The following is a 14,472-nucleotide window of genomic DNA, read 5'->3' as shown; positions in this document are numbered from 1 at the left end:
TCCCAGATCCTTCTCCCCTCCCCCTTGCGGGGAGGGGCTAGGGGTGGGGGTGGTGCAGAAGGCACTGCGGCTCTCGATTCTGCACCACCCCCACCCGGCCCCTTTGGGGCCACCCTCCCCGCAAGGGGGAGGGATGAAAATCAAACCCGCTCGATGATCGCGGCCGTGCCCATGCCGGCGGCCACGCACAGGGTGACGAGGGCCGTCTGCTTGCCTGTGCGCTCCAGCTCGTCGAGCGCGGTTCCGAGGATCATGGCGCCGGTGGCGCCGAGCGGGTGGCCCATGGCGATGGCGCCGCCATTCACGTTGACCTTCGCAGGGTCGAGGTCCATCGCCTGGATGTAGCGCAGCACCACCGAGGAGAAGGCCTCGTTGATCTCGAAGAGGTCGATGTCGTCCTTGGTCATGCCGGCCTTGCGCAAAGCCAGCTCCGACACGTCGATGGGGCCGGTGAGCATGAGCGCGAGATCGGACCCGATGGAGGCGAATCCCTTGATGCGCGCGCGGGGCTTCAGGCCCGCCTTCTCGCCGCCTTCCCTGTTGCCGACGAGAACGGCGGCCGCACCGTCCACGATGCCCGACGAGTTGCCGGCATGGTGCACGTGGTTGATGAACTCCACGTCCGGATGGGCCGCGACCGCCACGGCATCGAAGCCGCCCATCTCGCCCATCTGCACGAAGGCGGCCTTCAGCTGGCCCAGGGACTGCATGTCGGTCTGCGGCCGCATGTGCTCGTCACGCGCCAGGAGGGTGAGGCCGTTGATGTCCTTCACCGGCACCACGGACTTGGCGAAGCGCCCCTCGTCCCAGGCCTTTGCGGCGCGCTTCTGCGACTCGACCGCATAGGCGTCCACGTCGTCGCGCGAGAAACCGTATTTGGTGGCGATCAGGTCCGCCGAGATGCCCTGGGGCAGGAAGTAGTTGTCGATGGCGATGCCGGGATCGACCGGCCATGCCCCGCCCGAGGCGCCCATGCCGACGCGGCTCATGGATTCCACGCCGCCGCCGATGGCGATGTCCTTCATGCCGGACATCACCTGGGCGGCCGCGAGCGCAACGGCGTCGAGGCCGGAGGCGCAGAAGCGGTTGATCTGCACGCCCGGAACCTCCTTGCCGAAGCCCGCCTTCAGCGCCGCCGCGCGCGCGATGTCGCCGCCGGCCTCGCCGACCGGATCGACGCAGCCGAGCACCACGTCCTCCACCAGCTTGGGGTCGAGGTCGTTGCGGCGGCGGATCGCATCGAGGGTGGTGACGGCGAGGTCCACCGCCGGAACCTCGTGCAGCGAACCATCCGGCTTGCCGCGGCCGCGCGGGGTGCGGACGGCGTCGTAGATATAGGCTTCAGCCATGGCAGATCCCTTCTAGCTGCGTTTCTTCGCGCCAGAGCCCATCCCCTTCCCGGGGGTTGCGCCAGGCGTCGGGGACGGAGCCCCGTATTCGGCAATGAACGTCTTGAACACGGCGTCGAGCTTCGCAGGATCGGCGAACTCGTCGAGATGTTCGAGCAGGACTGTAAGCAGGTAGTTGTTCGACAACCAATACGTCTGGTGGAGAGCCCGAAGCCTGCCATAAGCCTCCTCCGTCATCGCGACGCTGAAACGCTTTGGCAGAGGCAGTTGCCTGGAGGTCATGGGGCTCTCCCGTGGTTGTCAGAACGCCTCCGCCGGCATCGCCATGGTCGTGTCCGCCCCGGTGGTGATGCGGGCAAGGCGCGTGGCGGTTTCGGGCATCATGCGCTCCATGAAGAAACGGCCGGTGAGCAGCTTGGCGTCCATCCGAGCGGCAACGCCGTTGCCTTCAGCCTTCCTGCCCTGAGCGGCTTTCGCCATCTTGGCCCACATATAGCCCAGAACCACGAGGCCGAAGAGATGCATGTAGTCGGTGGCGCCGGCACCCGCATTGTCGGGCTTGGCCATGGCGTTCTGCATGAACCACATGGTGGCCTGCTGCAGATGCCCGAGGCCCTGCTGCAGGGGCGCGATATAGGCCTTGAGGCTCTCGTCGCCCGCATTCTCCTGGCAGAAGGCACCGACCTCGTTGAAGAAGGTCATGACGGCACGCCCGCCGTCCTTGCCGAGCTTGCGGCCCACGAGGTCCATGGCCTGGATGCCGTTGGCGCCCTCGTAGATCTGCGTGATGCGGGCATCGCGCACGAACTGCGACATGCCCCATTCCTCGATATAGCCGTGGCCGCCGAACATCTGCTGCGCCTTGACCGCATTGTCGAAGCCGAGATCGGTCAGGACACCCTTCACCACCGGCGTCATCAGGCCCATGTAGTCCTCGGCCACCTGGCGCTGCGCGTCGTCGGAGGAGCGGTGCGCGATGTCGCTGTTGAGGCCCGTCCAGACGATGAGCGCGCGGCCCGCCTCGTTGAAGGCCTTGATGGAAAGCAGCGTGCGGCGCACGTCCGGATGCACGATGATCGGGTCGGCGGGCTTGTCGGGGAACTTCGCGCCGGTAAGCGAACGGCCCTGCAGGCGGTCCTTCGCGTAGGCCACCGCGTTCTGGTAGGCGACCTCGGACTGGGCGAGGCCCTGCACGCCCACCGCGAGGCGCGCCTCGTTCATCATCACGAACATGGCGTTCAGGCCGCGGTTCTCCTGGCCCACGAGCCAGCCCCTGGCGCCATCGTAGTTCATGACGCAGGTGGCGTTGCCGTGGATGCCCATCTTGTGCTCGAGCGAGCCGCAGGAGACGCCGTTGCGCTCGCCCACGGAGCCGTCGGCATTCACGAGGAACTTCGGCACCACGAAAAGCGAGATGCCTTTGGTCCCGGCAGGCGCGCCCTCGATGCGGGCGAGCACCAGGTGGACGATGTTTTCCGCCATGTCGTGCTCGCCGGCGGAAATGAAGATCTTGGTGCCGGAAATGGCATAGGAGCCGTCGCCGTTGGGCACGGCCTTGGTCTTGAGCAGGCCGAGATCGGTGCCGCAATGGGGCTCGGTGAGGTTCATGGTGCCGGTCCATGCGCCCTCGATCATCTTCGGCAGGTAGGTCCTCTTCTGCTCTTCCGTGCCGTGCACGAGGAGCGCCGCGATCGCGCCTTGCGTGAGGCCCGGATACATGCCGAGCGCCAGGTTCGCCGAGGAGACGAATTCCTGCATGATCGTGTTGAGGACGGAGGGCAGGCCCTGGCCGCCGTATTCCTCCGGGGCCGCGAGCCCCATCCAACCGCCGGCGGCATAGGCCTCGTAGGCTTGCCTGAAGCCCTTGGGCGTGGTCACCGATCCGTCCGGGTTGCGGGTGCAGCCCTCCTGGTCGCCGGAGAGGTTCAGGGGCGCGAAGACCTCCTCGCAGAGCTTGGCGCCCTCGGCGAGGATCGCCTCCACCGTGTCGGGCGTCGCATCGGCAAAGCCCGGCAGGTTGTTGTAGCGCTCAATCGGGAACACGTCGTTCAGAAGGAACATGACGTCTTCGACGGGGGCCTTGTAGACCGGCATGCGGATGTCTCCCAGATCGGTTGCCGGCCCCATCTTCCCTTAAGGAAGCGGGCCGGCCAAGTAGATAGTTCACATATAAACTATCCTGCCGGTTTGGGAAGGGCTCCCGAGACGAATCTTTCGGGAGGAGCGCAATTCGGGAGCCCGGCGATGCCAGAGCCGCGGGACGCCCCGCGCGGTGCCTTCATCCGCCGGCCGTAACGAAAGCGCCCGCCGGGCGGCAGGCGAGGCACCTGCTGCCGGGCGGGCGGCTTCTTGGTTCGAAATGCCTGTGAGGAAAAGGCTTCAGGCGGCGGCCGAGAGGCTGGCGCGGCGGGCGTGCAGCTCCGCCAGAGCCTCCTCGATCTCCTTCTTCTGCTGCTCGAGATGGAGGATCTGGTCCTCGATCTGGTCGAGCGACATCTTGAGGTTCATGGCCGGACCGCTGCCGGAGCGATCCTCGGCCAGCATGGCGCGGATCTCGGTCAGGGTGAAGCCGAGCTGCTTGCCTTTCAGGATCACGGAGAGACGCTCCCGGTCGCGGGCGTCGTAGATGCGGGCCGTGCCGTCCCGGCGGGGGGACAGGAGCCCCCGATCCTCGTAGAAGCGCAAAGTGCGAAGGGTGACGCCGAACTCCCGCGCCAAGTCGCCGATGGTGTAGAATTTTGCGCCTTCCCCGGCCTCAGCGACACCGGTGCTGCCTGCGTAATGATCCATGATATGCCCCGTCTTTTCATGCTTGCGGGCTTGCGCTTTCGGCACCTCCCGCTTGGTAATGAAATGATAGAACATATATTCCAAGACTTGCAAGAGTATTACGCTCGACATATGCCGCTGGGGCAGAAGAACCGCGATTTTGGCAGATAACCTAAGGGAAGAGCCCGCCGGATAGAGCTTCCGTCTAGGGTAATCCCCTCCGTTTAACGGGTTTTTTACTACGCTCGACAAAAGTTGCGACGTCGGACGAAGGGTCTGAACGCGCCGTGATTCGCGTCTTTCAGCCTCCCAGCCCGTCAGGCGGGCATCGGCACGGGGGCCGTGCCCGGCTCAAGCGTTCCCGCGTTCCCCGAGAGCTCGGCCATGAGACGACACGTCCTCTCAAGACTTGATGATCTGGACCTCGACGCCCGCGAGCTCGCCTCGGCTGCGGCGCGCCGGGCCGGCCTCAGCCTCGAGGAATGGGCCGCCCTGATCGCGGCCCAGGACGAACGCCCCGTCTCCCCGCCCCACCCATCGCGCCGGAAAGCCGGCAGCGATCTCGACAGCCTGATCGCGCGAATGTCCCCGGCCTCCCGGGCCCGACCGAAGCGGGACTACGACACCCTGATGGCGGCCATTGCGGCCGAGCGGGAGCGGGAGGCGGAGCAGGAGGCGTCCCGCACCGCCGTCGCGCTCGAATCCATGGCGAGCTGGATCGAGCAGGCCGAGAGCCGGCTCGACGAGGCCGCCCGCGCCTCCTCCGACCAGCAGGACCGGATCGCCGCGCTCCTGTCCCAGGCCCTGTCCGTGCTGCAGGAGCGCCTCGACGCGGTGGAGCGGCAGGTGGCGGCGCAGCCGGCCGCGCCGCCGCGGATCGAATTTCCCATGGAACAGGCGCTGCAGGCGCTCGCCCCCGTGTCCGAGAACCTGGCGGGCCTGCGCGCCGACATGGCGCGCCTCGCCACCCGCCTGGAGCAGCCCGACCAGGCCCTCGCCCCCGCCGTGGAGGCGATCCGCGCCGAGATCGACGGCCTGCGCTCCGGCATGGATCACCTGGCGACCCGGACGGAGATCGCCGCCCTCGGCTCCTCCCTGGGCTCGCTTGCCAAGGATCTGGAACAGGGCGGCACGGCCAGGGACCTGCGCACCCTCGCAGGCTCGATCACCGTTCTCTACGAGCAGGTCCAGGCCCTCTCCGAGGGCGTGAACCACGGCCTGCACGAGCGCATCGGCCGTGAGATCGAGAGCCTCAAGGGCAGGATCGACCGGATCGCCGAGTCCGGCGTCGACCGCTCCGTCGTCGACTTTCTCAGCAGCCAGATCGTGGACCTGCGCCAGGATCTGGCCAGCCGCGCCGAGCCGCAGCAGATGGCCCGTCTCTTTGAGAGCATCGAGGTCCTCGGCCGCCAGGTGGCGGAGATCCGCCGCCATCAGGTGAGCGGCGGCGATCTGGCCGCCCTGAAGCGCTCCCTGGACGACGTGTGCTCGGCCCTCTACGTGACGGCCACGGCGCAGGAGACGAGCCGGATCCCGGAGCAGCTCGACTCCTTGAGCCGTCGCCTCGACCTCCTGGCCCGCCGCCCCGATCCGGAGCCGGTCAGGCTCGAGCCCATCTCCGAGCAGCTGGCGCTCCTGACCGAGCGCATCGCCGCCCTGTCCGGCGCCCGGTCCGAGGGCGGCGAGGCCCTGGCGGACCTGGTGAACCGGCTCTCCTCGCAGATGGAAGCCGCAGCCGAGCGGGAGGCCTCCGCGCAGGAGCCCCTGATCCAGCGCTTCGACCGCCTCGAGCAGGAGCTGAGGCAGCTCGGCGAGCGATCCGACGCCGCCGGGATGGCGCAGATGATGCGCTCCCTGAGCGAGAAGCTGGACAGGCCGGTCCAGCAGGCCGGCCTCGACGCCCTGGAACGTCAGATCGCCTCCTTGACGGAGCGCCTCGGCCAGATGCCGGGCGAGCCTCTCCGGAAGGTGCTGGACGATGCCATGAGCCACCTCGCCCAGATGCAGGCCGAGGCCGCCGGCATCGCCGAGCGCGCCGCCCGCGCCGCGCTTGCCGACATCCGGCCCAGCCTGCCCGAGGCTGGCGACCTGGATGCGCTCAAGCACGGCTTCGTGGAGCTGAAGGCCCTGCACAGCCGCTCGGACAAGAAAACGCAGGAGACCCTGCGCACCGTCCGCGACGCCCTGGAGACGCTCACCGCCCGGCTCGCCGGCGCCGGTACGCCCTCGGCCGGGATCCCGCGCGTCGAGGTCCCGAGCGGCGCAATGCCCCCGCTGCAGGCGAACAGGCCCCTTCCTGCGAACCGCCTGGAGGCAGCCGTGCGCCGCCTCCACGCCGCCACCCTGTCGCAGATGGAGGAGCCCGGGCCCGGCGGCCTCGATGCGCCTCTCGACACCCTGCCGCCGAAGCCGCCGGAGAAGCCCGCAGCCGGGCCGTCGGACACCACGCCGGCCTTCGCCGACGTGAGCCATGCCCATCTGCGCGCGAGCCTGATCGCGGCCGCCAGGCGGGCGGCGCAGGGCGCAGCCCCGGAACCCGTGGAGCCACCCGCCCCTCTGCCGGACGACGCGGAGACGGGCCGGCCCGCCGAGGCTTTGCCGCAGGACCAGGGCGAGCCCGGAGCGGCTCCCTCCCTGTTCGAGCGCCTGCGCCGCACCTTCGAAGAGAACCGCCGCCCGCTTCTCCTGGGGCTCGCCCTCCTGATCCTCGCCACCGGCGCCACCCGGCTCCTTCCCGGCGGGCACGAGATGCCCAGCCTGGCCCTGGCCACAGCGCGCGAGCTGCCGGAAGCACCCTCCGCGGCAAAGCCCGCGGATGCGCCGGGCGCCGCGACGTCCGAGAAGGTCAGCGTGTTCCAGACCACGAGCCTGTCGCAATCCCCGTCCGCCCCCCTGGCCGCCGGGGCGTTCCTCGCGGACCCGTCCACGGCCGGAGGTCTCCCGGCGGGAGTCCCGGCCGCCCTGCGGCAGGCCGCGCTCTCGGGCGATGCGGCCGCGCTCCACGAGGTGGCGGTTCGCCTGGCCGAAGGGCCTGCCCAGGACATGACGCTGGCCGCCCGGTTCTTCGAGAGGGCGGCCCAGGCCGGCTTCCCGCCGGCACAGGAGCGTCTCGCGGCCCTGCACGAGAAGGGCACCGGCGTGACGCGGGACCTGCGTCAGGCCGCCTTCTGGTACGAGCGGGCGGCCCTGGGCGGCCATGTGCGCGCCATGCACAACCTCGCCACCCTGCTGGCCACCGGAACCAGCGGGAAGCCGGATTATCCTGCCGCCCTCCGCTGGTATGCGGAAGCCGCCGAAGCCGGGTTCCGGGACAGCCAGTTCAATGCGGGAATCCTGCTTGCCCGCGGCATCGGATCGAAGCCCGATCCCGTGAAGGCCTTCCAGTGGTTCTCCCTCGCCGCCGCCCAGGGCGATGCGGAAGCCGGGCGCAAGCGCGACGAGCTGGCGGGCCGGCTCGGCGCCGCCGAGCTGAAGGCCGCGAAGGCGGCGCTGGACCAGTGGCGGCCGCGCGCGGTCGATCCGGTGGCGAACGGGCTGTCGGCGGCTCCCGCTCAGGGCCAGACCGCCGCCCTGGATCGAACCCAGGGCGACAGGAGTTAAGGGGATGGCGTCGTGCGGATGAGCCGGGGCGGCCTTCCGCGCGATGCGCTTCTCGGGAAGAGAGGCGGCCAGCCCGTCATCATTCGTTCAGAACCTGACCGTTACACCGCCCGCGGGTTGCTGTAACAACGACATGGCTGCACCGGCCATCGGGGGATCGGGTTGCAAATCTATCTGCCCATCGCTGAAATGCCCGTGAGCGTTCTCCTCATCCTCGGGATGGGCGCTGCGGTGGGCTTCATCTCCGGCCTCTTCGGCATCGGCGGCGGCTTCCTCATGACGCCGCTCCTGATCTTCCTCGGCATTCCTCCCGCCGTGGCGGTGGCAACCCAGTCGGCCCAGATCGTCGCCTCCTCCACCACCAGCGTGCTCGGCGCGCTCCGGCGCAACGCCCTCGATCACAAGCTCGGCGCGATCCTCGTGGCGGGCGGCCTCGTCGGATCGGCGCTCGGCGTCTGGTTCTTCGCGGCGGCGCGGCGGGCGGGCCAGCTCGACCTCGTGATCGTGATCTCCTACGTCACGCTCTTCACCGTGGTCGGCAGCCTGATGCTGAAGGAGAGCATTCGCGAGTTCTGGCACAGGCGCAAGGGCGGCGCGGTGCGCCTGCGCCGCAGGGCGGGCGAGCATGCGCCCTATCTCGGCTGGCCCCTGCGCATGCGCTTCTACCGCTCGAAGCTCTATGTGAGCGTGATCCCGATCATCGGGCTCTCGCTCTTCATCGGCTTCGCGGGCGCGCTGCTCGGCATCGGCGGCGGCTTCATCGTGGTGCCGGCGCTGCTCTACATCTTCCGCGTGCCGACCACCGTGGTGGTGGGCACCTCCCAGCTCCAGATCGTCTGCACCACGCTCGTGGCGCTCATCCTCCACGCGGTGACGAACCAGGCGGTCGACATGGTGCTGGCGATCCTGCTCATCGTGGGCGGCGTGTTCGGCGCGCAGTTCGGCGCGCGGATGGGGCGTCATCTGAGGGCGGAGCTGTTCCGCTTCCTCCTCGCCCTCCTGCTGCTGGCGGTGGGCCTGCGCTTCGGGCTCGAACTCGTCCTGCAGCCGGAGGAGCCCTTCTCCATCTCCGTGCAGGAGGTGCGCACATGAGGGCGCTCGTCCTCCTCGCCGCCCTGGTGTGGAGCCTCGCTTCGGCGCAGGCCGAGACCCTGATCACCTCGCTCTCGAACCACCGCGTCCTGATCAATTCCAACTACACCGGAACGCAGATCGCCGTGTTCGGCGCCATCGAGCGCGACGCGCAGACCGTCGCCCGCGCCACGGCCTATGACGTGGTCGTCACCGTCCGCGGCCCGCGTCAGTTCCTGACCGTGCGCGAGAAGGAGCGGCTCGGCCCCGTCTGGATCAACCTGGAGCAGCAGAAGTTTCCGTCGGTGCCGGCCTATCTGAGCGTGATGACCTCCCGGCCGATCGAGGAGATCACGAGCGTTCAGCAACGGCAGCGTCAGCGGATCGGCCTCGAGGCCATCGTCAACTCCACCGACTTCACCTCCCAGCGCGACGGCGCGGACAGGCCCTTCCGGGAAGCGCTCCAGCGCCTGAAGGCGCAGGAGGGGCTCTATCTCGAGGACGAGCGCGGCGTGACCTTCCTGACGCCGGACATCTTCCGTGCGGCGATCCCCCTCCCCGCCACCGCCCCGCCCGGCAACTACGAGGTCGACGTCACCCTGTTCGCCGACACGGTGATCCTCGCCCGCACCAACACCAATTTCGAGCTGGTGAAGACGGGATTCGAGGAGCAGGTGGGCGTCGTCGCCCGCGACTGGTCCCTGGCCTACGGCCTCGCCACCGCCGCCATCGCCATCTTCTTCGGCTGGCTCGCCAGCGTGATCTTCAGACGGGACTAAGATCAATCCCGGCAGAGCATGGACTTCGCGATGGCGAAGATGCGCTCCGTGCCGATAAGATGGGCGGTGAAGCCGTCGGGGAAGAGCGGCTTGAACGCCGCGTCGCAGGCATTGAGCCCGCCCGCATAGGCGCCGAGCGCGGGCATCACGCAGCGGCTCCCGTCGGTGAGAAAGCAGCGCCGCCGGGTGGCGCGCCCGCGCATCACCACCTTGCCGACCGGATGCAGGTGGCCGGCGACCTCCGCCCGCTTCCCCGCCGCGGGCTCGTGGCGCAGGGTGAGGGATCCGAGCGCCATCTCCTCCACCACCTGCCCGCCGATGCTCTCCGGCAGGATGCGGTCGTGATTGCCCGTGACCCAGATCCACTCGCGGCCCTGCTGAACCTCAGCGAGCGTCGCGCGCTCCTCGGCTCCGAGGCGATCCGGCCCGCCGATGTCGTGGAAGGAGTCGCCGAGCGCGATCACGGTCTTCGGGTTGAAGCGCGACACCGCGTCCGAGAGCGCGACAAGCGTCTCGCGGGTGTCGTAGGGCGGCAGCATCATGCCGCGCCGGGCAAAGGACGAGCCCTTCTCGAAATGGAGGTCCGCCACGAGCAGCGCATCGTGCGCCGGCAGCACCATCGCCCCCGTCAGGTCGAGGAGCGCCAGCTGCCCGGACAGCTCGATCTCGTGGGTTGTCTGTGTGTTCTTCCGCAATGCCGTCACGCCAAAGCCTCGTCGAGAAGCGCCGCTTCCGCCTCGGCCAGAATCTCGTCCGCGTTGTCGCTATAGACGCGCTCGCGGCCGATCTCCAGCATGACGGACACGCTCAAGGGAGATACCCGGTCGAGCGGCTTGTGAATGATTCGCCCCCGGATGCGCTCTAGCATCACGCCGAGGCGCCTCACGTCGAGGAGTCCCGTTGCCGCATCCGCCCGCGCCGCCCTCAGGAGCACGTGGTCGGGCTCGTGCTTGCGCAGCACGTCATAGACGAGATCGGTGGAGATGGTGACCTGCCGCCCCGTCTTCTTCTCCCCCGGGAAGCGGCGCTCGATCAGCCCCGCAATCACCGCGCATTGGCGGAAGGTGCGCTTCATGAGGGCGGATTCGGCGAGCCAGTCCTCCAGGTCGTCGCCCAGCATGTCCTGCGAGAACAGCTCGTCCATGAAGCCCGGATCGCGCGCCGCCTTCGCCGCGATGTCGCCCGAGGCATAGACCGCGATGCCGTAATCGTTCGCCACGAAGCCGAGCGGCTTGAGCTTCGCCCGCTCCAGCCGGCGGGTGAGCAGCATGCCCAGCGTCTGATGCGCGAGCCTCCCCTCGAAGGGAAAGCAGGTCATGTAGAAGCGGTTGCCGCGTGGAAAGGTCTCGACCAGCAGGTCGCGCGGCCCCGGCACCACGGAGCGGCGGCGCTGCTGCAGAAGCCATTCCGTCATCTGCGGCGGAAGGCGGTCCCATTCGAACGGGTCGGCGAGGATTTCCCGCACACGCGCAGCAAGGAAGGTGGAAAGGGGGAACTTGCCGCCCTCGTAGGACGGGATCATCGGATCGGTGCCGGCGCCTGCGCGGGTGGCCAGCACCTCGTCCTCGGAGATGCCCTCGAAGCGCAGCACCTCGCCGGCAAACAGAAACGTGTCGCCGGGCGTGAGCGTCTCGGCGAAATATTCCTCGATCTCGCCCAGGATTCTTCCGCGCGGCAGGACGGTCCCCGGGCGCGAGCGCATGGACTTGCCGAGCCGCACCTTGATCATGCTCGCCTCGACGATGGTGCCGACGTTGAGCCGGTATTGCTGCGCCACCTTCGCATCGCGCACGCGCCACAAACCGTCATGGCCCTTCACGATCTTGGCGAAGCGCTCGTAGGCCCGCAGGGCATAGCCGCCGGTGGCGACGAAAGCCACGCATGCTTCAAAGTCTTCCCACGTCAGTCCCGCATAGGGCGCGGCGGAACGCACCTCCTCGTAAAGCTCCTCGAGCCGGAACGGCCCGGCGCAGGCCATGCCGAGAATGTGCTGGCAGAGCACGTCGAGCGCGCCGATGCGCGCATCCGGCGTGTCCTGCGCCGCCTCGTGCACCGCGTCGAGCGCCGCGCGGCATTCGAGGATCTCGAAGCGGTTGGCCGGGACGAGATAGGCCTCCGACGGCTCGTCCATGCGGTGGTTCGAGCGGCCGATGCGCTGCATGATGCGCGAGGCGCCCTTCGGCGCGCCCACATTCACCACGAGGTCCACATCGCCCCAGTCGATGCCGAGATCGAGCGTCGCCGTGCAGACCACGGCCTTCAGCCGCCCCTCCGCCATCGCCTCCTCGACGCGTCGGCGCTGCGACACGTCGAGGGAGCCGTGATGAAGCGCGATGGCGAGCCCGTCGTCGTTGAGCTTCCAGAGCTCCTGGAACGTGTATTCCGCCTGCAGGCGCGTGTTGACGAAGACGAGGGTGGTCTTGTGCGTGCGGATCAGCTCGTAGATCGCCGGCATGGCGAGGGAGGCCGTATGGCCCGCGAGCGGCAGGCGCTCGTCGAGTTCGAGCATGCGGATGTCCGGCTGCGCGCCGCCCTGCACCACGACGAGATCGGCCATGGGCGTTTCCCCTCCCCCTTGCGGGGAGGGGTCAGGGGTGGGGGTGGTCCGACTGGATGAGAGTTCCGCCAAGTCCGGCGTCGTACTCGCGACAACGCCATCTGATTGAGTCACCACGCTTTGACTTTGCGACCCCCACCCTTCATCCCTCCCCGCAAGGGGGAGGGAAACAGCGCTTCGCTGCGGCACCAAGTATCGTCTCAAGTCGTCCGGCTCGCGCACCGTTGCCGACAGCCCCACGGCGGTGGCCTGCGGCGCGATCGTCATCAGCCGCGCCAAGCCCAGCGACAGCAGGTCGCCGCGCTTTGAGGTGACCAGCGAATGCAGCTCGTCCAGCACCACCCGGCGCAGATTTTGGAAGAACTCCTGCGCCTCCGCATGGGCGAGCAGCAGCGCCAGCTGCTCCGGCGTGGTGAGCAGGATGTCCGGCGGGCGCTCGATCTGGCGGGCGCGCTTGTGGGAGGGCGTGTCGCCCGTGCGGGTCTCGATGCGGATCGGAAGCCCCATCTCGGCCACCGGGATCTCGAGGTTGCGGGCGACGTCGGTGGCGAGCGCCTTCAGGGGCGAGATGTAGAGGGTGTGCAGGCCCCGCCTGTCCTTGGCCGTGCCCCGGCCCGGCCCCCGCTCCGCCAGCTCCACCAGGCTCGGCAGAAACCCGGCGAGCGTCTTGCCGGCTCCCGTCGGCGCCACGAGCAGCACGGAGCGCCCTTGCTTAGCCTTGGCGAGCAGGTCGAGCTGGTGCGCCCTCGGCGTCCAGCCGCGGCCTTTGAACCAGTCGCGAAAGGTCTTGGGAAGGAGGGAGGCAGGGCGGTGAGACATCTGTCCTGAAACATAAGCCTCGGCGCCGGTTTCGCCAGGGAGCGCCTTGACGGGTGATACGTTGTGACTCTATCCCAGGCTTCGAGGAGGCGCCATGAGGAGCGAGCTTCGCGCAGCGGAACGGGACGAGCTGGAGGCTATCGGCCGGCTCTATCACGCGGTGTGGCGCGAGACGCAGGCCTCCCTGCAGCCGCGGGACGTGGCGGCCTATCGCGACGAGGCCTTCTTCATCGCGCGGGTCCGGAATCTTCCGGCACCGCCGCTCGCGGCCTATGCGCAGGGCCGGATTCTGGGCTTCGCCGCCTGGACGCAGGATTATCTCGGCCAGCTCTACATCGCACCGGACGGCCGGGGCTCAGGGCTTGGCCGCAGGCTGCTGCAGGCCAGCGAGGATGCGATCCGGGCCGGCGGCTTCGACCGGGCCCGCCTCCTTTGCCTTGTAGGCAACCACAGCGCCCGCGCCTTCTACGAGCGCTGCGGCTGGCGCGTGGCAGATACGATCACGGAAGAGGCCGAGACCCGGAACGGGCCGGTCCCGGTGGCCTGCTGGGCGATGGTGAAGGAGCTCAAGATGTGAACGCCGCCCCGTCGGCGCTTGCCATCCGGTCCGTGATCCCGTCAGGGTGAGCCACGCCAACCATGAGAACGAGAAGACGAAACGCCATGCCCCACGACACCCAGTTCCAGAACGCCGTCGCCGTCGTCACCGGAGGCACGCAAGGCGTGGGCGAGGCCATCGCCCGCACCCTGGCCGAGCGGGGCGCCAAGGGCATCGTCATCTGCGGCCGCAACGAGGAGCGCGGGCACGCGGTGGCCCGCGAGATCTCCAACCAGGGCTGCCACACGGAGTTCGTGCGGGCCGATCTTGAGCGCGTCGAGGAGGCGCGCCAGGTCACCGCCCGGGCGGACAGCGTCTTCGGGCGCGTCGACGTGCTGGTGAACGCCGCCGGCATCACCGACCGCGGCACGATCTTCGACACCACCCCGGAGCTCTTCGACCGCATGTTCGCGGTGAATGTGCGCGCGCCGTTCTTCCTGATGCAGGAGGCGGCCAAGATCATGCGGCGCGAGAGGATCGAGGGCGCGATGGTCAACATCCTGTCCATGTCGGCCCATGGCGGCCAGCCCTTCATCTCGGCCTATTGCGGCTCGAAGGGGGCGCTCGCCACGCTCACCAAGAATGCCGCCTTCAGCCTCATGCCCTGGCGCATCCGCGTGAACGGCCTCAACATCGGCTGGATGAACACGCCCGGCGAGGACCGGATCATGAAGACCTATCACGGCGCCCAGGACGGCTGGCTCGAGAAGGCGGCGGCGGAGCAGCCCTTCGGCCGCCTGCTCGATCCGTACGAAGTGGCCCGCGCCGTGGCGTTCCTCGCTTCGACTGAGTCCGGCATGATGACCGGCTCGATCATCGATTTCGACCAGTCGGTGCTCGGCTGCTACGAGAGCGCGCCGCATCCGTCGAAGCCGGTGCGATAGACCGTTCCCACAAGCACAACTTCATCCTGAGGAGGCGCGTCAGCGC

At 68.7% G+C, this 14,472-nt stretch carries 11 protein-coding genes; 5 read left to right on the top strand and 6 right to left on the bottom strand.

Annotated features, from left to right (window positions below; all coding sequences use genetic code 11):
- Positions 1-140: 140 nt before the first annotated feature.
- The 4 genes from GR303_RS19220 to GR303_RS19205 all read right to left on the bottom strand — a co-directional run bounded on the left by GR303_RS19220 (position 141) and on the right by GR303_RS19205 (position 4,139).
- The gene (locus GR303_RS19220; protein ID WP_161724929.1) at positions 141-1,349 is read right to left on the bottom strand and encodes an acetyl-CoA C-acetyltransferase; all 1,209 of its coding nucleotides are present in this window, start codon (positions 1,347-1,349) and stop codon (positions 141-143) included.
- A gap of 12 nt (positions 1,350-1,361) precedes the next feature.
- Entirely contained in the window at positions 1,362-1,631 is a 270-nt protein-coding gene (locus GR303_RS19215) for a hypothetical protein (RefSeq protein ID WP_161724926.1), read from the bottom strand.
- An 18-nt stretch (positions 1,632-1,649) separates the two neighbouring features.
- The gene (locus GR303_RS19210) at positions 1,650-3,443 is read right to left on the bottom strand and encodes an acyl-CoA dehydrogenase C-terminal domain-containing protein (RefSeq protein WP_161724924.1); all 1,794 of its coding nucleotides are present in this window, start codon (positions 3,441-3,443) and stop codon (positions 1,650-1,652) included.
- 285 nt (positions 3,444-3,728) lie between these two features.
- Entirely contained in the window at positions 3,729-4,139 is a 411-nt protein-coding gene (locus GR303_RS19205) for a MerR family transcriptional regulator (protein WP_161724921.1), read from the bottom strand.
- A 363-nt stretch (positions 4,140-4,502) separates the two neighbouring features.
- On the opposite strand from GR303_RS19205, the gene GR303_RS19200 reads away from it, so the two are divergent.
- From GR303_RS19200 to GR303_RS19190, 3 genes are all read left to right on the top strand, one after another.
- Positions 4,503-7,718: an SEL1-like repeat protein gene (locus tag GR303_RS19200; RefSeq protein WP_161724919.1), complete on the top strand. Its 3,216-nt coding sequence runs from the start codon at positions 4,503-4,505 to the stop codon at positions 7,716-7,718.
- A 162-nt stretch (positions 7,719-7,880) separates the two neighbouring features.
- A complete protein-coding gene (locus tag GR303_RS19195; protein WP_161724916.1) occupies positions 7,881-8,810 on the top strand; it encodes a sulfite exporter TauE/SafE family protein in 930 nt (309 codons plus the stop codon).
- Positions 8,807-9,568 carry a TIGR02186 family protein gene (locus tag GR303_RS19190; RefSeq protein WP_161724913.1) on the top strand — a complete coding sequence of 254 codons (762 nt, stop codon included), beginning with the start codon at positions 8,807-8,809 and terminating at the stop codon, positions 9,566-9,568. Before GR303_RS19195 ends, GR303_RS19190 begins: the two co-directional genes overlap by 4 nt.
- 2 nt (positions 9,569-9,570) lie before the next feature.
- Here GR303_RS19190 and pdeM read toward each other — a convergent pair whose 3' ends face one another.
- A complete protein-coding gene (gene pdeM / locus GR303_RS19185) occupies positions 9,571-10,272 on the bottom strand; it encodes a ligase-associated DNA damage response endonuclease PdeM (protein ID WP_161724910.1) in 702 nt (233 codons plus the stop codon).
- Positions 10,269-12,944, bottom strand: a complete 2,676-nt coding sequence (locus GR303_RS19180) for a ligase-associated DNA damage response DEXH box helicase (protein ID WP_161724907.1) — start codon at positions 12,942-12,944, stop codon at positions 10,269-10,271. The genes pdeM and GR303_RS19180 overlap by 4 nt, the downstream gene beginning before the upstream one ends.
- A 94-nt stretch (positions 12,945-13,038) precedes the next feature.
- On the opposite strand from GR303_RS19180, the gene GR303_RS19175 reads away from it, so the two are divergent.
- Both GR303_RS19175 and GR303_RS19170 read left to right on the top strand, forming a co-directional pair.
- The gene (locus tag GR303_RS19175) at positions 13,039-13,521 is read left to right on the top strand and encodes a GNAT family N-acetyltransferase (protein ID WP_161724904.1); all 483 of its coding nucleotides are present in this window, start codon (positions 13,039-13,041) and stop codon (positions 13,519-13,521) included.
- 86 nt (positions 13,522-13,607) lie between these two features.
- Positions 13,608-14,426, top strand: coding sequence for an SDR family oxidoreductase (locus GR303_RS19170; protein ID WP_161724902.1), 819 nt, complete (start codon positions 13,608-13,610; stop codon positions 14,424-14,426).
- Positions 14,427-14,472 lie beyond the last annotated feature (46 nt).

The sequence above is a fragment of the Microvirga arsenatis genome (assembly GCF_009910705.1).
GTDB classification, from domain to species: domain Bacteria; phylum Pseudomonadota; class Alphaproteobacteria; order Rhizobiales; family Beijerinckiaceae; genus Microvirga; species Microvirga arsenatis.
Note: the sequence above shows the minus strand (reverse complement) of the source record. Positions and strands in the feature narration are given on the sequence as shown.

Excerpts from the sequence above, each read along its gene's own strand:
- GR303_RS19200 (WP_161724919.1), top strand. The coding sequence starts at position 4,503 with ATGAGACGACACGTCCTCTCAAGACTTGATGATCTGGACCTCGACGCC.
- GR303_RS19220 (WP_161724929.1), bottom strand. The coding sequence starts at position 1,349 with ATGGCTGAAGCCTATATCTACGACGCCGTCCGCACCCCGCGCGGCCGC.
- GR303_RS19215 (WP_161724926.1), bottom strand. The coding sequence starts at position 1,631 with ATGACCTCCAGGCAACTGCCTCTGCCAAAGCGTTTCAGCGTCGCGATG.
- GR303_RS19170 (WP_161724902.1), top strand. The coding sequence starts at position 13,608 with ATGCCCCACGACACCCAGTTCCAGAACGCCGTCGCCGTCGTCACCGGA.
- GR303_RS19190 (WP_161724913.1), top strand. The coding sequence starts at position 8,807 with ATGAGGGCGCTCGTCCTCCTCGCCGCCCTGGTGTGGAGCCTCGCTTCG.
- GR303_RS19180 (WP_161724907.1), bottom strand. The coding sequence starts at position 12,944 with ATGTCTCACCGCCCTGCCTCCCTCCTTCCCAAGACCTTTCGCGACTGG.
- GR303_RS19205 (WP_161724921.1), bottom strand. The coding sequence starts at position 4,139 with ATGGATCATTACGCAGGCAGCACCGGTGTCGCTGAGGCCGGGGAAGGC.
- GR303_RS19210 (WP_161724924.1), bottom strand. The coding sequence starts at position 3,443 with ATGCCGGTCTACAAGGCCCCCGTCGAAGACGTCATGTTCCTTCTGAAC.
- GR303_RS19175 (WP_161724904.1), top strand. The coding sequence starts at position 13,039 with ATGAGGAGCGAGCTTCGCGCAGCGGAACGGGACGAGCTGGAGGCTATC.